Below are 21,748 nucleotides of genomic sequence, written 5' to 3' on the forward strand. Positions count from 1 at the left end.
GTTCTCAAGGAACGGACACTTCCTTCGGACCGCCTTCCAGCGGGCCCTCCGGGCGCTTCGTTCTTTCGTGTTCTCAGCTTATCAGATGTTTTCCGCTCCGTTTCCGGCGCTTCGTTCATCCAACTCGCTGGCGTCTTCTGCGGCTTGACGCCCCGTCCGACGTTTCAAACTCTAGCCGATCCCTGCTCCGAAAAGCGAATCGGCCGCAATCCAATAAAACGAACACGCCGAATAGGAACCAAGCCGCGACAAGACGCGACCCAGCCCGAACCGGGAAGTGGTGTTTCGAAAGGATTGGCTACCGCGGGACCGTCCGCGCAAACGCGTGTCCGGTGCTCCCTGCCAGGCAGCTCGAAGAACACTAGACCTCGGGCAAGGCCGAGTCAAGCGCCGGTTCCGCCTCGGTGGCGCTCTCATCAGCCACCTCTTCAGCCGCCTCTTCGGCTACCTCTTCCTCCGCCTTCTCCTCCGCCGGCAGGTGGAAGGCCAGGACGGCGACGTCGTCGTCGTGCTCGGAGGTCACGCCCATCGCCCGCAGGAGGCGGGCGCAGATCACCTCGGGGGCCCCGACCGCGCCGGTGAGGGTGCGGGCGAGGAGGTCGAGGCCCTCGTCGATGTCCTCGTCGCGGCGTTCGACCAGGCCGTCCGTATAGAGGACGCCGGTGGTCCCGGGCAGCAGGCGCAGGGTGTGCGAGACGTGGAGGCCGTCGCCGGTGCCGAGCGGCGGGCCGTTCTGCTCCTCACTGCGCAGGACCGTCCCGTCGGGGCAGCGCAGCAGCATGGGGAGGTGCCCGGCGGAGGCGTAGGAGAGGGTGCGGCGCTGCGGGTCCCAGACGGCGTACGTGCAGGTGGCGATCTGGTTGGCGTCGATCTCCATGGCGAGGCCGTCGAGCAGGCGCATCACCTCGTGCGGGGGCAGGTCGAGCCGGGCGTAGGCGCGGACGGCGGTGCGCAGCTGGCCCATGACGGCGGCGGCGCGCAGGCCGCGCCCCATCACGTCGCCGATGACCAGGGCGGTCCGGCCGCCGTCGATGGCGATGACGTCGTACCAGTCGCCGCCGACGGCGGCCTCGGCGCCGCCGGGCTGGTAGGTGGCGGCGACCCTCAGGTCGGCCGGCTGGTCGAGCTTCTGTGGGAGGAGGCTGCGCTGGAGGGTGACGGCGGCCTCGCGCTGCCGGCGTTCGGCTTCGCGGAGCCGGGCGGCGGCGAGGACCTGGTCGGTGACCTCGGCGGCGAAGATCAGGACGCCGGCGGGCGGTCCCTCGGTGAAGGTGTCCCCGGTGTCCCTGGTGTCCCCGGTGTCGCCGGGGCCGAGCGGGACGCAGGAGACGTTGTAGTAGCGGTTGCCGGTGAGGCCGAGGATGCAGCGGGCCTTGACGCTGCGCGGGCGGCCGCCGCGGATGACCTGGTCCATCAGGGCGAGGACGCCCATGGTGCCGAGTTCGGGGAGGGCTTCTCCGGCGGGCAGGCCGGTGGTGCGGTCCCCGAAGAGTTCGCGGTAGGCGCGGTTCGCGTAGCCGAGCTGGTGGAGCGGGCCGTAGGTGACGGCCACCGGGGCGGGGATCCGGTTGAGGACCTCGCGCAGGTTCTGGGGTTTGTGCAGGTCGAGGAGTTCGGCGGCGGTGGCCAGGTTGGTGGGGTCGCGGGGGCCGGGGACGACGACGCCGTCGGCGGAGGGCGCGCCCTCGTCGGTGCCGGCCCCGGTGGGCGGGGCGGCACGCCAAGGGACTCCGGTGAGCCGGGCGCTCCAGCGCATGAGGTTCAAACGACGGCCGCTTCCTCGATTTCCAGGCATATCATCACTTTTTGTGTGCGCATCAGCACACGGGGTAATGACTAGGTTGGGCTGATCCTGTCAGGCAAGGGCCCGATTCCGGAAGTCGCCCGCCCGGCGTGGCCGCCCGTTCCGCCCCTGCGCGGGGCACCGGGGCGCTCACCGCGGGGCGTCCGGACCGCCGTCGGGCCGCGGTCCGGCCCCGGCCTCGAACTCCGGACGCGGATGCTCCGCCGCCCCCAGCGAGACCACCTCGCGGGAGAACAGCCCGCCCAGCACCCAGTCCATCAGCACCCGCACCCGGCGCTCCGCGCTCGGCAGGCGCCGCAGGTGCCGGGCCCGGTGCAGCCACCAGGCCCGCCGCCCGGTGATCCGGCGACCGCGCCTGGTGTGGGCGACGGCCCGGCGCAGGCCCAGCGAGGTCGAGCAGGCGGCGTGGCCCGGCCGGTACTCGGCGAGGCCCGCGGCGTGCGGTCCGGCGTCCAGGGCGACCGCGATGTTCCGGGCGAGCAGCTCGGCCTGGGCGAAGGCGTGCTGCGCGTTGGGCGCGCAGGGCGCCCCGTCCGCGTCGGGGTCCGGTACGGCGGCGCAGTCCCCGGCCGCCCAGACGCCGGGCAGCGCGCGCCCGTCCGGGCCGACGGCCTGCAAGGTGGCGAGGCAGCGGACCCGTCCGAGGGTGTCCAGCGGTAGGTCGGTGTCGCGCAGCAGCGGGGCCGGCCGCACCCCGGCCGTCCAGACCAGCGTGCGGGCGCCGAAGCGGCTGCCGTCGGACAGGGCGACGACCCGGTCCGCGGCGGACGCCAGGGTGGTGCGCAACCGGATGTCGACGCCGCGTTCGCGGAGCTGGCCGAGGGTGTGCTCGGCCAGCTCCGGCGACTCCTCGGCCAGGATCCGGTCGGTGGCCTCGACCAGGACCCAGCGCAGGTCCTCGGGGCGGACGTTGTGGTAGCCGCGCACCGCGGTCCGGGCCATGTCCTCCAGTTCGGCGAGCGCGCCGACGCCCGCGTACCCGGCGCCGACGAAGACGAAGGTGAGCGCGGCCTGGCGCAGGGCCGGGTCGCGGGTGGCGGAGGCGAGGTCGAGTTGTTCCAGGACGTGGTTGCGCAGGCCCACGGCCTCGCCGACGGTGGAGAAGCCGCGGCCGTGTTCGGCCAGACCTGGCACCGGCGCCGTCCGGGAGACCGAGCCGGGCGCCACCACCAGGACGTCGTAGGGGAGTTCGATCGGTGTGGCGGCCTCTCCGGGGCCCGCGGCGTCGGCGAAGGCGCGGCGGGCGGCGTGTTCGATCCGGGTGATCCGGGCGGTCAGCACCCGGCAGTCCGGCAGGGCCCGGCGGAGCGGGACGACCACGTGCCGGGGGTCGATCGAGCCAGCCGCGACCTCGGCCAGCAGCGGGTGGTAGGTGAAGTAGGCCTGGGGCTCGACGACGGTGATCTCGACCTCGCCGCGTCGCAGCCGTTCCCGCAGGCCGCGCTGGAGGTGCAGCGCGGTGGCCATCCCGGCACAGCCTCCGCCGGCGATCAGGATTCTGATGGTGCACCTCCTGCCGATTGGCGCTTCCTCCCGGCCCCGCGGCCGGGGGTGTCCCCCCCTCGCGCCCCCCTATGAAGGACCGGCAGGGGCGGTCTTGTCCACAGTCCGTACCGCGCCGGATGTGACGGAAGTCGACGGGTGGGGCCAGTTGTGCTGCCCGGGCGACTTTCTGACGGACTTTCGGCCGCGAACGGGCGTGAACTATGGTCGGATTGTGTGCCGGAGCGGTTACCGCCATGACAATCGGCGGCGACGCACCGTGGAGCGGCCACTACGGCCAGTTCCAGCGTTGGCTCGAGAACCCGACTGCGGGACAGTCATCCGGGGAAGGGTAGTTCCCGGACAAGGCCCCGGACGGTGCCGACGCGCCGAGCCGGACGCGAGCCGGCCCGGAGGCACGAACCGTGGTCACGAAACGGGACGGGCGGCAACGAGCGATGGGTCATCAGGTCATTTCTGACGGGCTGAGCTGCACCGGGGGGTGCAGGGGCGGGCGACGACAGGGTCCGGGTTCGGGCGCCTGCGGGGGAGAGTTGGGATGATGGAGCAGGAGCAGGTGTTGGGGCGAACGGGAACACCGCACGCCAGCCAGGGCATGGTGCCGGAACAGCGCGGCCCGGTGGACCTGCCGCCGGAGGTCGGGGCCGCCTATCCGGGCGTCCCCTACCGGGTGGAGCCACCACCGGCCGTGCACGTCCCCGGGGCCCGACTACGGGTGGACGCCCGGCGGAACCTGGAGAGCGTGCTGCGGGCCGCCCGCGAGGTGTTCGGCGAGTTCGGCTACGGCGCGCCGATGGAGGAGGTCGCGCGTCGGGCCGGGGTCGGCGTCGGGACGGTCTACCGGCGCTTCCCGAGCAAGGAGGTGCTGGTCCAGCGGATCGCCGCCGAGGAGGTGGCCTGGCTGACCGCGCAGGCGCGGGAGTCGCTGTACGGCGGCGGTGGAGCCTGGGAGTCGCTGGCCGGTTACCTGGCCCGGGCGGTCAGCACCGGCGCCGGGCGGCTGCTGCCGCCGGAGGCGTTCCGGTACGCGGAGGAGCTGGGCCGGGTGCCCGAGCAGCGGGTGCCCGAGCCGGCCGCCGTCCGGTTCGACCTGCGCGGCGAGGACGCGCAGAACGGTGCGGCCGTCGAGCCGTCGGCGGCCGACGCCGATCCCCGGCTGCTGCTGCAACTGCTGGCCGCCCTGGTCGCCCGGGCCGGCGCGGCGGGCGAACTGCGGCCGGGCGTCACGGTGTCGGACGTCGTGCTGGTGCTGACCGCCTCGGTGCCGGTGCACGCGGCCCGCACCGCGCCGACCACGGCCGGTTTCTCGGCCGGGGTCCAGCAGGCGGAGGGGCAGCCGACCGCCGGCCCCTCGGACCGGCTGCTGGAGATCCTGCTGGACGGCCTGCGGGCACGCTGACGCGCCACCACGGGCGCGGCCCCCGCCGGTGGCGGGGGCGGGAGTTGGACGGGAGACCGGCGCGCGGACCAGTCACGCGCGCCGGGTGCGGGCGGTGCACAACCACCCGCCCTGGGCTGGACGAACACATCCGCGACGGCTCCTCGGAAGAGTGGGTCCCGGCCGGTCCGGCTACCGCCCGTCCCTGCGCTATGCCATCCTTTGCCCGTGGTTGGAGCCAATGTCCCGATGCGCGCCCTTCGCGCGCCCTCGGCGCCGTACAGCGCGGAACCGTGCGCCCACGCACTCCGGCGCGCCCTGCCACACTGCGGGGGCTGTCGTGGAATCTGGGGTCCGTTGTGAGCGCCGAGGAACAGAACGACTACGGGTACGGCCTCGACTTCGGCCCGTCCGGAGGCTTGACCGGGGGACTGGCCGACGGCTCGTCCGGCAGTACGCCCAGTACATCCAGTGCGTCCAGTACATCCGGTGCGTCCAGTGCGTCCGAAGGCCCCGCCACGGCCTCCGGCGGCCCGGCCCAAGTACCCGGCGCCGCACCGGGTTCGGCCACCGGCCCGACCGCCGGGCACGTTCCCGACCAGGCGGGCATGCCCAGCCGCGAGTCCCTCTCCGCCTCCGCCGCCGCGCTGCCCCCCGGGCGGGTGCCCGGCCAGGCCCCGGCCGGCCGCGGCGGCGTCGCCCCCGAGGCGTTCGTCGGCGCCGGCCGACCCGCCCGCCCCACCGTGCCCGCCCCCGCCGACCCGGTCGACGGCGAGCGCCCGGCCTCCGACGCCGAGTTGACCGCCCGGGTCCGGGCCGGCGACGACACCGCGTACGAGGAGATCTACCGCCGGCACGCCGACTCGGTGCGCCGCTACGCCCGCACCTGCTGCCGGGACAGCTTCACCGCGGAAGACCTCGCCGGCGAGGTCTTCGCCCGCACCCTGCAGGCCCTGAGGGCGGGCAAGGGCCCGGAGTTCGCCGTCCGTGCCTACCTGCTGACCGCCGTCCGCAACGTCGCCGCCGCCTGGACCCGCAGCGAGCGGCGCGAGCAACTCGTCGACGACTTCAGCGTGTTCGCCCAGACCTCGGCCGCCGTCGTCGACCTCGACCTGGCCGACCCCGGCGCCGATGCCTGGGCGATGGCCATGGCCGACCAGCGCATGGTCATGCAGGCCTACGCCGAACTGCCCGAGGACGACCGGATGGTGCTCTGGCACACCGAGGTCGAGCGGGAGTCCCCGAAGACCGTCGCCGTGATGCTCGGCAAGACCGCCAACGCCACCGCCGTCCAGGCCCACCGGGCCCGCGACCGGCTCGCCGCCGCCTACCTCCAGGCACACCTCTCCGGCAGCCAGGACCGCACCTGCGAGGCGTACGCCAACCGGCTCGGCGCGTACGCGCGCGGATCGCTGCGCAAGCGGGCCTCGGCGGAGGTCGGACGGCACCTCCAGGAGTGCGACCGCTGCACGGCCGCCTGCCTCGAACTCACCGAGATCAACACCGGCCTGCGCGCGCTGCTGCCCGGCGGCGTGCTCGTCTGGATCGGGGTCGGCGGGTTCAGCGCCGCCGCGGCGGCCGTCGGCGGAGTCGCCGCGGTCGGCGGCGCGGCCGCGGGCACCGCGGCGGCCACCTCCGGAACCGCGGGAGCCGGTGCGGGTGCAGCGGGTGCAGGCGCAGCAGGTGCAGGTGCGGGTGCAGGCGCAGCCGGTGCGGCCTCCGGCGGAGGCGGGGCCGGAGCCGGCGCCGCGGCCGGCGAGGGCCTGGGCACCGCCGCCAAGGCCGGGATCGCCGCCGCCGTCGCGGTGGCCGCAGCCGCCGTCGCCGCGTACGCGCTCACCGGCTCGCCCGAACCCAAGCCCCCCACGGCCGCGCCCCCCGCCGCCGGCGCCCCCGCCACCCCCCGGCCGCAGGCCCCCGCGCCCGTACCCGCGCCGCCCGCGCCCGCCGACCCGGCGCCCAGCAGCGCCGCGGCCGCCCCGGCGCCGTCCGAGCCGAGTCCGAGCCCGAGCGCGACGCCGGTCACCCGGTCGACGTCCGCCCCGACAGCCGCCCCGGCGGCCGCCCAGACCACGACGAAGGCCGCGTCGCCGGTCACGCCGAGCTCGACGACGCCCAAGCGGACCCCCACGCCGCCGCCGGCCCCGGACGTCCCCGCCGTACCGACGCCCAGCGTGCCGCCGCTGCCCACGCCCGAGCCGCCGGTCGTCCCCGTCGTCCCCACGCCCACCGTGCCGCCGCTGCCCACCCCGACGGTCACCCTGCCCTCGCCGCCCGCGCCCACCGACTTCTGGGCCGACTCACTGCCCGTGGTCAAGCCCGGTAACAACCGGGTGCCGCCGCCCGGCCCCAGCATCCGGCAGAAGGGCAGCGACTGGCTCTGGCAGCACGACAACGCCTGGATCGGCGGCGAACGCCACGGGCACGCCATCACCGTGCACGCCCCGGCGACCGCCCTGATCGACCTCAACCGCAGCTGCACGTCCTTCGACGCGGTCGCCGGGGTCGACGACGCCACGCTCTCGCCGGGCGGCGTGGTCTTCTCCGTCCAGGGCGGCGACGGCGGCACCCTGTGGCGCTCCCGCCCGCTCGCCGCGGGGGACGACGCGGTACCGGTGCACGTGCCGCTGGCCGGGCAGAAGTCGATCCGGCTGGTGGTCACCCCGGTGCACGGGATCTGGTCGGCGCTCAACGTGGCGGACTGGGCCGAGGCCCGCTTCAGGTGTTCCTGAAACGGGCCTCGGCGGGGGCTGCGCGGGGTCGGCCCCACGCGGGGTAGGGCTGTGCGGGGTGGGCCTGTGCGGGGTCAGATCGCGCAGGAGCCGTCCGCGCAGGCCTCCCCCGCCGGGGCGACCTGCACCGGCGCCGGGCGGGTCTCGCCGATCTCGGCGGCGACCTGCTCCAGCACCTTGCGGAAGGTCTCGGTGTCCTGGCCGCCCTGCACCGCCCACTTGCCCTCGAACACGAAGGTCGGCACCGCGGTGATGCCCAGCTCCCGGGCCTCGGCCAGCTGCGCGCTCACCTCGGTGGCGCCCTCGTCGCCCGCCAGGTAGGCGGTCACCCGCGCCCGGTCCAGGCCGGCGGCCACGGCGACGTCGGTCAGCGCGGCGCGGTCGCCGACGTCGACGCCGTCGGTGAAGTGCGCCTTCAGCAGCTCCTCCTTCAGCCGCCCCTGGACGGCCGCGCCGTACTCGGTCTCGGCGAGGTGCAGCAGGCGGTGGCCCAGGAAGGTGTTGGCGTGCAGCGCGGCGTCGAAGTCGTACGTGATGCCCTCGGCGCGGCCCAGCTCGGCCACCCGCGCGTCCATCGCCACCGACTGCGGGCCGTAGCGCTCGGCCAGCCACGCGCGGTGCGGGCTCGCCGTCGCCGGCGCGTCCGGGACCAGCTGGTACGGCCGGTAGACCACCTCGACGCCCTCCTTGCCCGCGAAGCCCTCCAGGGCCTGCTCGAAGCGGCGCTTACCGATGTAGCACCACGGGCAGGCGATGTCGGACCAGATCTCGACCTTCATGAGGGGACTCCAGGGGTGGGGCGGGGACGGATGTCGGGATAGGTGAACGATGAACCATCTCGGTACATTCCCGACACCCCGGCCGGCCTCCCTGGTCAACGCCGCCCCGACCCGGGCTGGTCAGCGCCCCGAACCCGCCCCGACCCCGTCCCGCCCCCGCCCCGGATCAGCCCTCCGCCGGCGCCGGGACCACCAGCACCGGGCACGCCGCGTGGTGCACCGCCGCCGAACTCACCGAACCCAGCAGCAACCGCGCGAACCCCCCGTTCCCCCGCGTGCCGAGCACCAGCGTGTGCTGCCGGGTCGAGGCCTCCAGCAGCACCTCGATCACGTTCCCCAGCACCACGTGCAGCGACATCTCCCCCGCGTACGGCCGGGAACGCTGCCCCTGCACGGCCACCACCGCCCGGCGCAGCCCGTCCGCCATGCTCTCCACCAGCGTCTCGACGCTCTCCTGCACCAGCTCCGCCATCCCCGGCGGGTAGCCGGCCGGCGCCGGGTTCACCACGGCCAGCACGTACAGCGGCAGCCCGAACAGCTCCGCCTCGGTCATCGCCCGGTCCAGCGCCCACAGCGACCCGTCCGATCCGTCGCAGGCCGCCAGCACCCCCGGCGGGCGCCCCGTCGGCGGCCGCCCCGACACCGACAGCACGACGGGAACGGACTGCTCCGGGCTCACGCTGGCCACCACGGCTCTCCTCACCGACGGACTCGTTGCCCGCCATCATCACCTGCCCCGGCTCCCGGACCCCGCCGCCCGGCCGGGCGCGGCGCCCGGAGGGGGTCAGGAGGGACGGACGGGGCTGAGGGCCGGGGGTTGGGCCAGCGGAAGGCCGGTCCAGCAGGCTCCGTGGCGGCGGGCGCGGATGCGGCGGAGCCAGAGTTCGGTGGAGACCAGGTCGGCGAGGCCCGCCAGGGCGGCCGGGGAGAGGGGCGTGGCGGGGTCGGCGAGGCCGGCGCGGACGGCGGGGAGGTCGATGAGGCCGGCTTCGGCGAGGAGGGGGGCGTCGAAGAGTTCGGCGAGGCCGTCGGCGGCGAGGCGCAGGCCGGCCCGGGCGGGGGCGGTGCGGTCGGGCCGGGGGCCGCGGCCCCAGTCGGGGGGCAGGTCGGTGCGGCCGGCGCCGGTGAGGACGGCGTGCAGGAGGGCGTGCCGGGCGCCGGGTTGGAGGCGGACGTCGTCGGGGAGCAGGCGGGCGGCGCGGACCACCTGGTTGTCGAGGAACGGCGCGTGCAGCCGCTGGCCGGGCTGTTCGGCGGCGTGGACGAGGGTGCGGTAGGAGCGCGCGTGCCGGTAGAGGGCGTGCCGGGCACGGTGTGCGCCCGGGCGTTCGTCGGGCGCCGGTCTGCGCGCCGCCAGCCGCAGCCGGAGGGCGACGGAGGAGAGCGCCTCGTCGGAGAGCCAGCGGGCGGCCGGGCCGGGGACGCACCAGGCGAGGTCGCCGGCCGAACGGTCGCCCGCCGTGCGGCCGCCGCCCGGGAGGTGGCGGGCCGTCAATTTGGCGGCGGCGTCGTCCAGCGCCTCGGCGTAGCGGACCCGGGAGAGCCGGTGGGCGGCCCGGACCACGGTGAGCGGGGTGCGCAGCGCGCCGGCCAGGACGCCGACGACGGCCCGGTCGGCACCGGCCAGCGCGGCGACCGGGGGCAGCAGTTCGCGCGGGCGGCCGGCCCGGATGAGGTCGGCGAGCCGGGCCGGGTGGCCGTCGAGGACCTGGCGGGCGCCGTAGCCGGTGAGGTGGTCGGTGCCGCCGGCGTCGAAGCGGACCTCGGCACGGGCGGCGGCGACGAGTTCGGGCCCGGGCTCGTCGGTGAGCCGGCCGGGCGGCGCGTCGGCGTGCAGTCCGGCGTACGGGAGGGTGTCGGGGCCGGGGTGGAGCACGGTGTGCCGCAGCCGGGGGGTGTCGGGGGCGAGCGCGAGGGTGGTGGGGGGTTCGGTCTCGCCGAGCGTGACGGCGGCCAACTGTTCCGGGGCGGAGGGTTCTTGGGCGGCGACGCGGGCCCAGGAGCCCTTGACCGCGCCGTTCCTGGCCCCGGCGCGGACGGCCGGCAGGCGCTCCGGGCCCGTGCCCGCGGGCACCGGCGGCAACGGCACGGCGGCGGCGAGCAGGGCGACGGTGGCGGAGGCGGTGCCGTAGGAGAGGTCGACGCCGAGCCGGGCGCGGCCGGCCGGGCCCGTCGCGGTGGCGGGCACGGTGGTGCGGACCCGGGAGCGGACGGACTCCAGCAGCGCGCGGGTGAGTTCGCGGACGGCGGGCGCCTCGTCGCGCGGCTGCTCCCGGACGGCGGGGTCGTCGTAGGCGGAGAGGTAGGGGTGGCCGCTGCGGATGGCGAGCACGTGGCCGGGCGGCACCCGCTGGACGCCCAGGTACGGGGTGCCGGCGCCGAGGGCCTCGGGCGATTCCGGGCAGGCGAGCCGGGCGGCGAGGTGACCGGTGTCCAGCGGGGCGCCGACCAGGTCGGCGAGCGGGAGGGCGGCGGTGGCGTACGCGGTGCCGCCGGCCCAGGGGGTGTGGAAGACCGGCTGGGCGCCGGCCAGGTCGGTGAGCAGCAGGGTGGAACGGGTGCCGGTGCGCAGGACGGCGGTGTAGCTGCCGGGCCAGGCGGTGAGGTGGCGGACGGCGCCGCCGCGGGCGGCGGCGAGGCCGGCGGCGAGTTCCGCGTCGGTGGCGCCGCAGTGGCCGAGGACGGCGAGGCGCAGGGTGGCGGGGGTGTCCTCGACGGGGTCGGGGGCGGTGGGGCCGGTGGTGACCGTGGCGGGGGCACCGGGGCGGAGGGTGGCGAGGCGGATCTCCTCGGGGCGCCAGTCCCCGACGGCCCAGAGGGGGTTGGGGCCGGTCCACAGGGGGCGCGCGGCGATCGGTGCGACCGTACCGAGTGCCTCGTGCGCCGGTGCGCCCGCCCGGGGCGTGCCCGTGCTCCAGCCCGTCAGCCACCGCATCGCGCCTCCACCGGACGAGGACCTGCACCCGTACGGCGCTTCCGCCGCCGGGCGGCTCCTCGCCGGTCCGCGGTGTGCCGTGGCGGCCGCCCCGGGTACCGGCGCGCCGTCAGGAGACATCGTGCCACCGGTTGGCGCTCCCGTGGCCCGTGTTGCCGGTTCCGGTTCCGCCGGGGGCCCGGCGCGGGGCGGTTCCGGCCCCGGCGGCGATCCCGTTGCGGGCAACGGGTGTTGACGTGTGCGCGTGGTCCGCGGGGCGGGCCGGGCCTTCCCCTCCCCGGCCCGGACCGCCCCCCGCGCCGCCTTTGACATGGGCATCGCGAGATGGCCGAAAGGCGTCGCCCAGCCCGGGAGGGCATCCGCATGCCCTCCCGGACTCAACCGCCACCCGCGGGGATTGAGGTGGCGGCATCCCCCGGCCCGCCGGGTCCTCGACGGCGGGCCGACCCACGACCACCAGCGAATCGCCGACCAGCCGGTCGAGCCAGGGGGCACGGCCGGGCGCACGTCAACACAGGACCGGAGCACGAGGCTCCGGCGTGCGGCACCCCCGGCTCGATCCGAGTGGTCCGGACCAACCCCGGCGAGGAGCCGGCGCCGCACCGCCGGGTGCACGATCCCGCCATCCGGAATGCGGCCTCTTAACCGTCGGAACGCGTCCGACTACTCTAGGTACAGCAGCTACGGCCCGGTGCCGCCCGGGCCCCGAGCACAAGGCCGCAGGAGGTGCCGCCGCCACCATGACCGTCAGCCCACGAGGACCGAACGAACGGCTCGGCACGCTCCTGACCCTCGCCCAGATCAGCAACGCCGGACTGGCCCGCCGGGTCAACGACCTGGGCGCCCAGCGCGGGCTGACCCTGCGGTACGACAAGACCTCGGTGGCCCGTTGGGTCAGCAAGGGCATGGTCCCGCAGGGTCCCGTCCCGCACCTGATCGCCACCGCGATCGGCGGCAAGCTCGGCCGCCCGGTGCCGCTGGAGGAGATCGGCCTCGGCGACACCGACCCGGCCCCCGAACTCGGCCTGGCCTTCCCCCGCGACGTCGCCGAGGCGGTCCGCTCCGCCACCGACCTGTGGCGGGTCGACCTCGACCTGCGCCGCGGCCCCGGCGGCGGCCGCTGGAGCGACAGCCTGGCCGGCACCTTCTCGGTCGCCGCCTACGCGACGCCGGTGTCCCGCTGGCTGATCACCCCGGCGGACGGTTCGGTCGCCCGGGAGGCGCCGCGCGCGCCCAGCGAGGCGTCCTCCTACCGGGTCGGCCACTCGGACGCCGCCAAGCTCCGCGAGGCCGCCCAGGAGGCCCGCCGCTGGGACTCCAAGTACGGCGGCGGGGACTGGCGTTCGTCGATGGTGCCGGAGTGCCTGCGGGTCGAGGCGGCCCCGCTGCTGCTGGCCTCGTACAGCGACACCGTCGGCCGGGCGCTGTTCGGCGCGACCGCCGAACTGACCAGGCTGGCCGGCTGGATGGCCTTCGACACCGGGCAGCACGAGGCCGCCCAGCGCTACTACATCCAGGCCCTGCGGCTCGCCCGGGCCGCCGCCGACGTGCCGCTCGGCGGCTACGTGCTCGCCTCGATGAGCCTCCAGGCCGGCTACCGGGGCTTCGCCGAGGAGGCGGTGGACCTCGCCCAGGCCGCCCTGGAGCGCAACCGGGGCCTGGCCACCGCCCGGACGATGAGCTTCTTCCACCTGGTGGAGGCCCGGGCCCAGGCCAAGGCCCGCAACGCGGCGGCGTGCGCGACGGCGCTCGGCGCGGCGGAGAGCGCACTCGAACGGGCCCGCGCCGGGGATCCCGATCCGGCGTGGATCGACTTCTACGCCTACGACCGGCTCGCCGCCGACGCCGCCGAGTGCTTCCGCGACCTCGGAGTGCCCTCCAAGGTCCGCCAGTTCACCCGCGAGGCACTGGCCAAGCCCACCGAGGGCTTCGTCCGCTCGCACGGCCTGCGACTGGTGGTCTCGGCGATGGCCGAGGCCGAGGCCGGCAACCTGGACGCCGCGGTCGCCGCCGGCGAACGCGCCGTCGAGGTGGCCGGCCGGATCTCCTCCCAGCGCAGCCGCGAGTACGTGGTGGAGATGCTGCGCCGCCTGGAGCCCTTCCAGGGCGAGCGCCGCGTCCGGGAGCTGACCGAACGGGCCCGCGCGGTCCTGGTCGCCCCGGCGTAACCGGGGGGCGTGCCCGGCGTGACCGGGGGCGGGCCCGGCCGCAGTCGAGGCGCACCGGCGGGAGGGGCCCGGGCACTCGGGTACGGCACCGCCACCCGGGCCCGGGCGCCCTCGACCGGTCCCGCCCGGCGTGGCAGCATCGGCGGCGGGGGAGCCGGGCGGACTGCGAGGAGCGGGCGGTGGCGTACGACTTCGACGTGCTGGTGGTGGGCGGCGGGATCGTCGGCCTCGCCACCGCGTACGCGCTGACCCGGGCCCGGCCGGGGCTGCGGCTCGCGGTGCTGGAGAAGGAGCCCGGCTTCGCCGCCCACCAGACCGGGCGCAACAGCGGGGTGATCCACAGCGGCGTCTACTACCGGCCGGGCTCGTACAAGGCCCGGTACGCGGTGGCGGGCGCCGCCGAGCTGGTGGCGTTCTGCCGCGAGCAGGGCGTCCCGCACGAGGTCACCGGCAAGCTGATCGTGGCCACCGGCGCGGAGGAGCTGCCCCGGCTGGCGGCGCTGGCCGAGCGCGGGCGGGCGAACGGCATCCCCGTCACCGAGGTGGACCAGGCCGGGATCGCCCGGTACGAGCCGCAGGTCACCGGGGTGGCGGGGCTGCACGTCGGCACGACCGGCGTCTGCGACTTCCCCGCCGTCGCCACCGCCTACGCCCGGCTGGCCCGGGAGGCGGGTGCGGAACTCCGGCTCGGCTGCGAGCTGCGGGCGGTGGCCCGGCGGGCGGACGGCGTGACGGTGCAGACCTCCACCGGGGAGCTGCGCTGCCAGGTGCTGGTGAACTGCGCCGGGCTGCACAGCGACCGGATCGCCCGGCTGGCCGGGGACGAGCCCGGGGTGCGGATCGTGCCGTTCCGCGGCGAGTACTACGAACTGGCCGCGGGGCGAAGGGACTTGGTGCGAGGCCTGGTCTACCCGGTGCCCGACCCGGCCTTCCCGTTCCTCGGCGTGCACCTCACCCGGGGCGTCCACGGGGACGTGCACGTCGGCCCGAACGCGGTGCCCGCGCTGGCCCGCGAGGGCTACGACTGGCGCACCGTGCGCCCGCGCGACCTGGCCGGGACGCTGGCCTTCCCCGGCGCCTGGCGGATCGCCCGGCGGCACTGGCGCCAGGAGGTGGGCGAGTTGCACCGCTCGCTGTCGAAGCGGGCGTTCACCGCCGCCGTGCGGCGGCTGCTGCCCGCCGTCGCCCCCGAGGACCTGGTGCCGGCCGGCGCCGGGGTCCGGGCCCAGGCCGTGGCCCGGGACGGCTCGCTGCTGGACGACTTCGCCTTCGCCGGTTTCGACCCGGCCGACCCGCGCTCCCCGCGCCGCGCGGTGCACGTGCTGAACGCCCCCTCCCCCGCCGCCACGGCCTCGCTGCCGATCGGCCGCGAGGTGGCCCGCCGGGCGCTGGCGGCGCTGGAGGCCGGCGGATGAGCCCGGTCACAGCGCCTTCGGGAGGGGCCCGGGGGCCCCGTAGACTCGGGGAACTGTGACTGCCACCGCCCCGATCCCCCAGCCCTCGCCGTCCGCCCGGTTGTCCGCCGCACCGGCCGGATACCCCGCGCCGATGTACCCGCACAAGGCCACCGATGCCCAGCACCGCGAGCGGCGCATCCGCAGCTTCCAGCCGCGCCGGGGCCGGATGACCAACGCCCAGGCGGGCGCCCTGGACCGGGGCTGGGAGGCCTACGGCATACCGATCGACGGCAGCCCGCTCGACCTGCGGGAGCTGTTCGGCGAGCTGCCGGTCACCCTGGAGATCGGCTTCGGCATGGGCGAGACCACGGCCGCCATGGCCGCCGCCGACCCGGCCATGGGCATCCTCGCCGCCGACGTCCACACCCCCGGCCACGGCAACCTGCTCGGCCTGCTGGAGCGCGACGGCTCGCGGAACGTGCGGCCGGCCGCCGGCGACGCCGTGATCCTGCTGCGCGACATGCTGGCGGACGCCTCGCTGGCCGGCCTGCGGGTCTACTTCGCCGACCCGTGGCCCAAGCCCAAGCACCACAAGCGCCGGCTGGTCCAGCCGTCGTTCCTGGAGCTCGTGCTGCCCCGGCTCGCCCCCGGCGCCCTGGTGCACTGCGCGACCGACTGGGAGCCCTACGCGGAGCAGATGCTGGCCGTGCTGTCGGCCTCGCCGGAGCTGGAGAACCTGCACCCCGAGGGTGACGGCAGCGGCTGGCTGGAGCCCGAGGACCACCCGGACGGCAGCATCCCCGGCTACGCGCCGAGGCCGGACTGGCGCCCGGTCACCAAGTTCGAACGGGCCGGGCTGGCCAAGGGGCACGTCGTCCACGACCTGCTGTTCCGCCGCCGCTGAGCCGCCGTCGGCCGTTCGAACGGGCCACCGCGCGATGACCGGTGGGCCGTTCCCCGGCCGGACGGTTCGTCCGGAGTCCTCCCGACGGGCGGGTGCGGTGGCCTACCCTGTGCCGCATGGGCAGCCCGGCCGGCGGCGGGTCCCGGGCCACCGTCCAGGCCTCCGCTGACGCACCGGAGACGGTCCCGCGCACCGGCGACACCCGGACCATCCCGGGGCCCCGGAGGCGCCGGGCCCACCGCCTCGCGCCCTGGGCCGGCGCCGCGTCGCCGCCGCCGCCGTCCGGAGCCGCCGCACCGCGCCGGCGCGGCCACTCGGTGGCGGTCTCCTCCGTCACCGCCACCGCCGTACTGACCCTGGCCGGCTGCGGCGTGCTGATCCTGCACCTGGTCCAGCGGCAGACCGGCACCGTCGGACTGCTGGTCGGCGTCGGCCTGGCGATGGTGCCGCTGCCGTTCGTGCTCGGCGCCCTGGCCTGGCTCAACCTGACCGCCCGGGTACCGCTGCGGCACACCGTGTTCTGCCTCGCCTGGGGCGCCTGCGCGGCCACCACCGTCGCCATCGTGGCCAACAACTGGACCGCCAGGTACCTGACTTCGCACCAGGGCCCGCTCGGCGAACTGCTGGGCGCCGGCATCGCCACCCCGCTGATCGAGGAGACCGCCAAGGCCACCGCCCTGCTGGTGCTGCTGCTGCCGCTCGGCCAGCGGCTGCGCTGCCACGGCCGCCGCACCGGCCGCCCCTGCGCGCCGCTGCTGCACCGGCTGCCGGCCCCCCGGCTCCCCCGCACGTACGCCCGCCGCCCGGCCGGTCCGCACGCCCGGGGCCGGCTGCGGCTGCGCCCGTACCTGCGCCCGCTGCCGTACCTGCGCCCGGCCCCGCCCTCCGGCGGCGGCCCGCACCGCCGCTCCCGGCCGCGCACCCTGGCGGCCGGGGTGGTGCTCGGCGGGATGACCGCCTGCGGCTTCGCCTTCACCGAGAACGCCCTCTACCTGGGCCGGGCGTTCACCACCGACCAGCGGCAGCGGCTGGACAGCATCGGCCTCGGCGATCCGCCCAGCCTGCGCGACTTCGACGGCACCGTGCAGACCTTCGTGCTGCGCGCCCTGCTCTCGCCCTTCGCGCACCCGCTGTTCACCGCGCTCACCGGGATCGGCCTGGCCGTCGCCCTGACCACCGGGCGGCGCTGGCTGGCCCGGCTGGCCGCGCCGACCGGGCTGCTGCTGGCGATGGCGCTGCACGGCACCTGGAACGCCGCCGCCGACCTCGGCACGGACGGCTTCCTGGTGGTGTACGGGGCGCTGATGGTGCCCTGCTTCGCCGCGCTGGTCTGCTTCGCGGCCTGGGCCAGGTCCCGGGCGTCCCGGCACGCCGCCCGGCGCGGCAGGCGCTCCGCCGGGGTGGTCTGAAGAACCGATTTCCCATCTCGGCGACTTCCCCGTATTGTTGTGTTCACCGACGCGGGGTGGAGCAGCTCGGTAGCTCGCTGGGCTCATAACCCAGAGGTCGCAGGTTCAAATCCTGTCCCCGCTACTCAGTAGCAACGAAAGGCCCGGAGGATTCGTCCTTCGGGCCTTTCGCGTTTCCCGGCATGGCGAAGGAACGTTCCGCCGCGAAGCCGGCCGCAACGGGACCGGGGCCTCCGGCGGCGGAGACCGCCCGGACGACGGCCGCCGGGCGGGCCGCCCGCCGGGCCGCCGATAAATCCGTTGCCCTCCCGCCGGTGGGCTGCCTATCGTGGCGGCACACTGAAGGGAGGTGATCCTGAATTGAGTTCCATCAGGATGCGTGAGGTGGCTGCTCGCTAGAGCCGCCCCTGCCTGCGCGGGGTGAGGCCTGAGGCCTCCGGCAGGCGAAATCCATAGCAGTCACCCGGCCCGCAGGCCCACCGGTACATCCCCGGTGCCTCGGCGCCAGGCCAGTGCACGGGCCGGCGCGGAGGAGCAGCCTGCGGGCTGTCTGCGTTCTCCACCGCTCTCCACCGCTCTCCACCGCTCTCCGGTGCCTTCCGTCGCTCTTCGCCGTCACCCGTGTCCTGTCCGGGGCGCCCCCGGGTCGTATCCGTGGTGGGGCCGCGGCGCTAGAGTCGGCGCGGGTTCCGGAGCGGAGCGGCGCGGGCACAGGGGGTAGGCGATGGCGAAGGCGCGGCGGCGGAGCGGTACGACGGCCCTGCGGACGGCCCGGTGGGCCGCGCCCGGGGCGTTGGCCGGGACGGGCCTGCTCGGGCTGCTGCTCTTCTCGCTCGACCGGGAGCAGGCCTGGCAGGCGTTCGGCGGCGGGCTGGTGGTGGCCGGAGCCTCGACGGTGCTCGGCGGCGCGCTCGGCTTCCTGTTCGGAGTGCCCCGGGTGCGCAGCGGCAGCGGCGAGCCGCAGGGCTCGTACGCCCCGAACACCAACCTGGAGCAGGTGTCCGACTGGCTGACCAAGGTGCTGCTGGGCGTCGGGCTGACCCAGCTCGGCTCGCTCGGCGAGCGGCTGCACCAGCTCGGCACCGCGCTGGCCCCCGCACTGGGCGGGGAGGACGCCGCGGTGCCGTTCGCGGCGGCGCTGGTGCTGTACTTCGTGGTCTTCGGCTTCCTGGCCGGCTGGCTGGTGACCAGGCTCGCGCTGCCGCAGGTGCTGACCGACGCCGACCAGGCCCTGGACCTCTTCCTCGCCGGGCAGGACCGCGACCGGCGGGGCGACAAGGTGGGCGCCGACGACCTGCGGGTCCGGGCGATGCAGCAGCTCGGGCTGCTGGGGGACAGCGCGGAGCAGTCGGCCGCGCTGGCCGCACAGCTGCCGCCCGCCTCCTCGCCCTCGTCCGGGCCGGCGGGCGTGGTGGCCGAGGTCCGCTCGACGGCGCGGCGCTCGGCGCTGACCGCCGACCAGGTGCGGGCGCTGTACGCGGACGGCTCCGAGGGCCGCCGGATCCAGGCGCTCGCACTGATGCAGGGCGACCCGTCGCTGGCCGACCTGCCGAGCCTGCTGGACGCGATCGAGCGTCCGCGCTCCGGCTTCGAGCAGTACCACGCGCTGCTGGCCGCCCGGGGCCTGCTCTCCCGGCTGCCCGGCCCCGAGGCGCAGCGGCTGCGGGACGCGGTGGCCGGGCAGTTGGTGCTGCCGGAGGGGATCCCGTACGGGTCGGACCGCAGCTGGCTGGCGGAGAAGATACTGTCCCGGCTGGAGGCGACGGCCTTCGTCCCGACGCAGCCGGCCCAACCTGCTCAGCCCGTCCAGCCGGCTCCGTCGGCGGGCGACCCCAGCTAGCTGCTGAACTCCTTGACGGTGAAGTGCAGTTCGGGCTGCTCCCAGGGCGTCTTGACCTGCGGCGGGCGGGTGCCCGTGCGCTCGGCGCCCATCTGGAGGTAGAAGCCCTCGGCGGGCGGGTGGGACACCACCTTGATCGAGGCGATCCCGGCGGCCCGGGCGCGCTCCAGCATGTCCGCGATCAGCTTCCGCCCGATGCCGAGCCCCTGCGCCTCGTCGGCGACGAACATGAGGTCCAGTTCCGCCGGTTCGCGGATCATGCCGTAGAAGCCGAGCAGCAGGTCGGTGGTCGGGTCCAGGGCCAGGAACACCTCGTGTCGGGCGACGTACTCGGGGGTGACCCGGTAGCCGTCGATCATCGCCGCATAGTCGCCGCGGTAGGCGGTGGAGGCCTGGATCAGCTCGGTGAGCCGGTCGGCGTCAGCCGCCCCGGCTCGCCTGATGGTCGTCTCGCTCATGCGGGCGAGTATAGGGGTGCTGACCAGGAGAGACCATTACTTTTCGGTGGCAGACCGGCGGCGGTGGTCGGCGGCCCGCAGCACCAGGACGCGGCGGGTGCGGCCGTCCGCGGCGCGGGGGAAGCGGCGGATCTCGCTGGCGACGCGACGCTCGCCGAGCGCGAACCGCAGCGGGTCGAGGTGGCCGCAGCGGAGGCCGTGGCCGTCGTGCAGCGGCTGGACGCGGACCTCTCCGTCCGGGGAGGTGACCCGGACGAGTTCCACCAGGGCGGCCAACTGCCGCTCGGGGCCGAACAGTTCGGGGTAGGCGAAGAGCAGGTAGCCGCTCAGGGTGAGCGCGAAGGCGCCGTCCGCGAACGGCAGCCGGGGCAGCGCGGCGGCCACGTACTGCTGCGGGTACGCGGCCGAGTCGGCGGCGAACAGGCGGCGGGCGCGGTCCCAGCTGCGCAGGTAGCGGTCCGGCCGGCAGGAGCGCGGCGACGGGTAGAGGTGCGGGCGGGCGGCCATCGCGGTGGCCATCGACGCCCGGGCCGCCAGCGCGTGGGCCGCGACCTCGGGTGCGGAGAGCGCGTACGCCGGGTCGGCGGCGATCACCCGGCAGCCGAGCCGGCGCGCCTCGGCGGCCAGGCCGGCCGCACCGCCCGGGCAGTCCAGCACCGGGCCCGGCAGCGCGGCGAGCTGGGCCCGGGTGAGGTCGAACAGGTCGCAGTACTCGTCCAGCGGGCGGGAGGTGACCAGGATGTCCCGGCCCAGGGCGCCCGGGTCGGCGGGGGTGTGTGCGGCGGACACGCGGCCATCCGAACACGGGCCGGCCCCACCCGCATCCGGAGCACGTCCGGGTGGGGGCGGGGCCGGGGAAGCGGGCGGGACCGGGGAGGCGGGCGGGACCGGGGAGGGCTGCGGGGTTCAGCGGCCGAGCAGGCCCTGGGCGGCGGCCCGGTTCACGTTGGTCAGGCCGCGGACCAGCTGCGCGGTGAGGATGATGAGCAGCACCCCGACCAGCGAGAAGCCGGCGATCTGCCAGGCCCCCTCGATGTAGTAGACGTGCTGGACGTTGTCGCTGTCGTAGAAGTCGAAGATCCGGTACCCGCGCCAGGAGGTGAAGGCCGGGAAGATCCACTGGTAGAGCGGGTACAGCGCCATCGCCCAGCCGAGCAGCAGGAACACCAGCGACAGGGCGAAGCTGAGGACCGCCCACGGGAACATCACCACCTGGTAGAACGCGGCCTTCCACCCGGCCGAGTCCGCCAGCCGCGCGGTGATCGCCCCCCAGGTGCCCGGGCGGGTCTGGCGCACCGGCTCCGGGGCGGGCACGTCCAGGGCCAGCATGCCGCGCACCCGGGCCCGCTCCATCCGGCCCATGCCGCGGGCGACGGTGGTCAGGAGGGCGAGCACGGGCAGGCCGAGGACGGTGACGAAGGTGCCGATCCCCATGCAGAACAGCACGATCGAGACGGAGAAGCCGATGACCGACAGCGGCAGGCCGGTGAGCGTGTAGCCGATCTCGCGGTAGTAGTGCTTGGAGAACGGCGCCCGCCAGACGGCCGGCGGCTCCTCGGTCCGGTGGGCCCGAGCGGGACGCGGGTCGTCGCCGTAACCACCGAGGACGTCCCACTCACGGTCCTGCGTGCTTCGGCTGATGCTCATGTCCCGGCCCCGGTCCCTCGTTCTCGACTGCTGATGGCATCAGTCTGGTCGAACGGCGGGCCGGGGAGGATCCGGAGGCCTGGCGGATCGGGGGTGGGGTTAACCCCCCGGGCCTGACCCGGCAGGCCTGCCCCCGGGCCTGCCCCGGGTCCGCGTCGGGTCCACGCCGGACGTCCGCGCCGGGCCGTCAGCCGGTCGCGCCGGTCCACTCGTCGGCGAGCAGCGAGTACAGGTACGAGTCGGACCAGACGCCGCCCTTGCAGAGGTCGTGCCGGACCCGCCCCTCCAACTGGAACCCGAGCCGGAGGAGCACCTTGGCGGAGGCGGCGTTGTCCACGTCGACCCGGGCCGCCAGCCGGTGCACGCCGAGGGCCTCGAAGGAGAGCTCGCAGAGCAGGCCGGCGATCTCGCCCGCGTAGCCGCGGCCCCAGACGTCGCGGCCCAGCACGTAGCCGAGGTGGGCGGAGCGGTGGTTGCCGAGGGTGAGGGAGGCGTGGGCGATCGGCGTGGCGTCCGCCGGGTCCTCGGCGTCCTCGCGCCGGGTGACGGCCAGCCGGTAGGTGTCCCGCTCCGGCGCCATCGCCTCCTCCAGGTAGAGCTCGATCTGGTCGGCGCAGGTTTCGCGGTCGCGCGGCTCGAAGGGGAGGTAGCGGGTGACCTCCGGGTCGCCGAACAGCCCGTACAGCGCGTCCACGTCACCTGCGGTGTGGTGATACTCGCGGATGGCCAGCCGGGGGCCGGTGAGTCGTACGGGGACCATGGCAGCCGACCCTACTCCCGGCCAGCGGTTACCG

At 75.8% G+C, this 21,748-nt stretch carries 16 protein-coding genes and 1 tRNA gene; 8 read left to right on the forward strand and 9 right to left on the reverse strand.

Annotation, left to right across the window (positions count from 1 at the left end):
* Nucleotides 1–361: 361 nt before the first annotated feature.
* Both ACFVTF_RS00005 and ACFVTF_RS00010 read right to left on the reverse strand, forming a co-directional pair.
* Nucleotides 362–1,756, reverse strand: a complete 1,395-nt coding sequence (locus ACFVTF_RS00005; RefSeq protein ID WP_387808305.1) for a PP2C family protein-serine/threonine phosphatase — start codon at nucleotides 1,754–1,756, stop codon at nucleotides 362–364.
* 177 nt (nucleotides 1,757–1,933) lie between these two features.
* Nucleotides 1,934–3,271 carry an NAD(P)/FAD-dependent oxidoreductase gene (locus tag ACFVTF_RS00010; protein ID WP_387807120.1) on the reverse strand — a complete coding sequence of 446 codons (1,338 nt, stop codon included), beginning with the start codon at nucleotides 3,269–3,271 and terminating at the stop codon, nucleotides 1,934–1,936.
* 574 nt (nucleotides 3,272–3,845) lie between these two features.
* Here ACFVTF_RS00010 and ACFVTF_RS00015 point away from each other — a divergent pair.
* Together ACFVTF_RS00015 and ACFVTF_RS00020 are read left to right on the forward strand one after the other, a co-directional pair.
* Entirely contained in the window at nucleotides 3,846–4,706 is an 861-nt protein-coding gene (locus ACFVTF_RS00015) for a TetR/AcrR family transcriptional regulator (RefSeq protein ID WP_387807123.1), read from the forward strand.
* A 587-nt stretch (nucleotides 4,707–5,293) separates the two neighbouring features.
* Nucleotides 5,294–7,417 carry a sigma-70 family RNA polymerase sigma factor gene (locus ACFVTF_RS00020; RefSeq protein WP_387807125.1) on the forward strand — a complete coding sequence of 708 codons (2,124 nt, stop codon included), beginning with the start codon at nucleotides 5,294–5,296 and terminating at the stop codon, nucleotides 7,415–7,417.
* Nucleotides 7,418–7,491: 74 nt separating this feature from the next.
* Here ACFVTF_RS00020 and ACFVTF_RS00025 read toward each other — a convergent pair whose 3' ends face one another.
* The 3 genes from ACFVTF_RS00025 to ACFVTF_RS00035 form a co-directional block, all read right to left on the reverse strand.
* On the reverse strand, nucleotides 7,492–8,196 hold the full coding sequence (locus ACFVTF_RS00025) for a DsbA family oxidoreductase (protein ID WP_387807128.1): 705 nt from the start codon (nucleotides 8,194–8,196) through the stop codon (nucleotides 7,492–7,494).
* 166 nt (nucleotides 8,197–8,362) lie between these two features.
* A complete protein-coding gene (locus tag ACFVTF_RS00030; RefSeq protein WP_371517587.1) occupies nucleotides 8,363–8,884 on the reverse strand; it encodes a universal stress protein in 522 nt (173 codons plus the stop codon).
* A 96-nt stretch (nucleotides 8,885–8,980) separates the two neighbouring features.
* Nucleotides 8,981–11,131 carry an asparagine synthase-related protein gene (locus ACFVTF_RS00035; protein WP_387807131.1) on the reverse strand — a complete coding sequence of 717 codons (2,151 nt, stop codon included), beginning with the start codon at nucleotides 11,129–11,131 and terminating at the stop codon, nucleotides 8,981–8,983.
* A gap of 740 nt (nucleotides 11,132–11,871) precedes the next feature.
* On the opposite strand from ACFVTF_RS00035, the gene ACFVTF_RS00040 reads away from it, so the two are divergent.
* From ACFVTF_RS00040 to ACFVTF_RS00065, 6 genes are all read left to right on the forward strand, one after another.
* Complete coding sequence (locus ACFVTF_RS00040; RefSeq protein WP_063348294.1) at nucleotides 11,872–13,299, forward strand: hypothetical protein; 1,428 nt, start codon at nucleotides 11,872–11,874, stop codon at nucleotides 13,297–13,299.
* A gap of 179 nt (nucleotides 13,300–13,478) precedes the next feature.
* Nucleotides 13,479–14,714: an L-2-hydroxyglutarate oxidase gene (gene lhgO, locus ACFVTF_RS00045; RefSeq protein WP_387807134.1), complete on the forward strand. Its 1,236-nt coding sequence runs from the start codon at nucleotides 13,479–13,481 to the stop codon at nucleotides 14,712–14,714.
* A 55-nt stretch (nucleotides 14,715–14,769) separates the two neighbouring features.
* The gene (gene trmB, locus ACFVTF_RS00050) at nucleotides 14,770–15,600 is read left to right on the forward strand and encodes a tRNA (guanosine(46)-N7)-methyltransferase TrmB (RefSeq protein WP_371517590.1); all 831 of its coding nucleotides are present in this window, start codon (nucleotides 14,770–14,772) and stop codon (nucleotides 15,598–15,600) included.
* 116 nt (nucleotides 15,601–15,716) lie between these two features.
* Nucleotides 15,717–17,009 carry a PrsW family intramembrane metalloprotease gene (locus ACFVTF_RS00055; RefSeq protein ID WP_387807137.1) on the forward strand — a complete coding sequence of 431 codons (1,293 nt, stop codon included), beginning with the start codon at nucleotides 15,717–15,719 and terminating at the stop codon, nucleotides 17,007–17,009.
* Nucleotides 17,010–17,059: 50 nt separating this feature from the next.
* Nucleotides 17,060–17,133 (forward strand) — tRNA-Met (locus ACFVTF_RS00060).
* 600 nt (nucleotides 17,134–17,733) lie between these two features.
* Nucleotides 17,734–18,849: a hypothetical protein gene (locus ACFVTF_RS00065; RefSeq protein WP_387807140.1), complete on the forward strand. Its 1,116-nt coding sequence runs from the start codon at nucleotides 17,734–17,736 to the stop codon at nucleotides 18,847–18,849.
* On the opposite strand, the gene ACFVTF_RS00070 is transcribed toward ACFVTF_RS00065, so the two are convergent.
* From ACFVTF_RS00070 to ACFVTF_RS00085, 4 genes are all read right to left on the reverse strand, one after another.
* Nucleotides 18,846–19,307, reverse strand: a complete 462-nt coding sequence (locus ACFVTF_RS00070) for a GNAT family N-acetyltransferase (RefSeq protein WP_387807143.1) — start codon at nucleotides 19,305–19,307, stop codon at nucleotides 18,846–18,848. The genes ACFVTF_RS00065 and ACFVTF_RS00070 overlap by 4 nt on opposite strands.
* A 36-nt stretch (nucleotides 19,308–19,343) precedes the next feature.
* On the reverse strand, nucleotides 19,344–20,096 hold the full coding sequence (locus ACFVTF_RS00075; protein WP_387807146.1) for a hypothetical protein: 753 nt from the start codon (nucleotides 20,094–20,096) through the stop codon (nucleotides 19,344–19,346).
* A gap of 117 nt (nucleotides 20,097–20,213) precedes the next feature.
* Nucleotides 20,214–20,954 carry a sensor domain-containing protein gene (locus ACFVTF_RS00080; protein WP_387807149.1) on the reverse strand — a complete coding sequence of 247 codons (741 nt, stop codon included), beginning with the start codon at nucleotides 20,952–20,954 and terminating at the stop codon, nucleotides 20,214–20,216.
* Nucleotides 20,955–21,141: 187 nt separating this feature from the next.
* Entirely contained in the window at nucleotides 21,142–21,714 is a 573-nt protein-coding gene (locus ACFVTF_RS00085) for a GNAT family N-acetyltransferase (RefSeq protein WP_387807152.1), read from the reverse strand.
* Nucleotides 21,715–21,748: the final 34 nt, after the last annotated feature.

This window comes from Kitasatospora sp. NPDC057940, from assembly GCF_042887425.1.
Classification (GTDB): Bacteria; Actinomycetota; Actinomycetes; order Streptomycetales; family Streptomycetaceae; genus Kitasatospora.

Bases quoted from the DNA above. Each gene is read 5' to 3' on its own strand.
- ACFVTF_RS00085 (WP_387807152.1), bottom strand. From the start codon at position 21,714: ATGGTCCCCGTACGACTCACCGGCCCCCGGCTGGCCATCCGCGAGTAT.
- ACFVTF_RS00025 (WP_387807128.1), bottom strand. From the start codon at position 8,196: ATGAAGGTCGAGATCTGGTCCGACATCGCCTGCCCGTGGTGCTACATC.
- ACFVTF_RS00040 (WP_063348294.1), top strand. From the start codon at position 11,872: ATGACCGTCAGCCCACGAGGACCGAACGAACGGCTCGGCACGCTCCTG.
- ACFVTF_RS00005 (WP_387808305.1), bottom strand. From the start codon at position 1,756: ATGCGCTGGAGCGCCCGGCTCACCGGAGTCCCTTGGCGTGCCGCCCCG.
- ACFVTF_RS00065 (WP_387807140.1), top strand. From the start codon at position 17,734: ATGGCGAAGGCGCGGCGGCGGAGCGGTACGACGGCCCTGCGGACGGCC.
- ACFVTF_RS00010 (WP_387807120.1), bottom strand. From the start codon at position 3,271: ATGGCCACCGCGCTGCACCTCCAGCGCGGCCTGCGGGAACGGCTGCGA.
- ACFVTF_RS00055 (WP_387807137.1), top strand. From the start codon at position 15,717: ATGGGCAGCCCGGCCGGCGGCGGGTCCCGGGCCACCGTCCAGGCCTCC.
- ACFVTF_RS00080 (WP_387807149.1), bottom strand. From the start codon at position 20,954: ATGAGCATCAGCCGAAGCACGCAGGACCGTGAGTGGGACGTCCTCGGT.
- ACFVTF_RS00015 (WP_387807123.1), top strand. From the start codon at position 3,846: ATGATGGAGCAGGAGCAGGTGTTGGGGCGAACGGGAACACCGCACGCC.
- ACFVTF_RS00070 (WP_387807143.1), bottom strand. From the start codon at position 19,307: ATGAGCGAGACGACCATCAGGCGAGCCGGGGCGGCTGACGCCGACCGG.
- ACFVTF_RS00020 (WP_387807125.1), top strand. From the start codon at position 5,294: ATGCCCAGCCGCGAGTCCCTCTCCGCCTCCGCCGCCGCGCTGCCCCCC.
- ACFVTF_RS00035 (WP_387807131.1), bottom strand. From the start codon at position 11,131: ATGCGGTGGCTGACGGGCTGGAGCACGGGCACGCCCCGGGCGGGCGCA.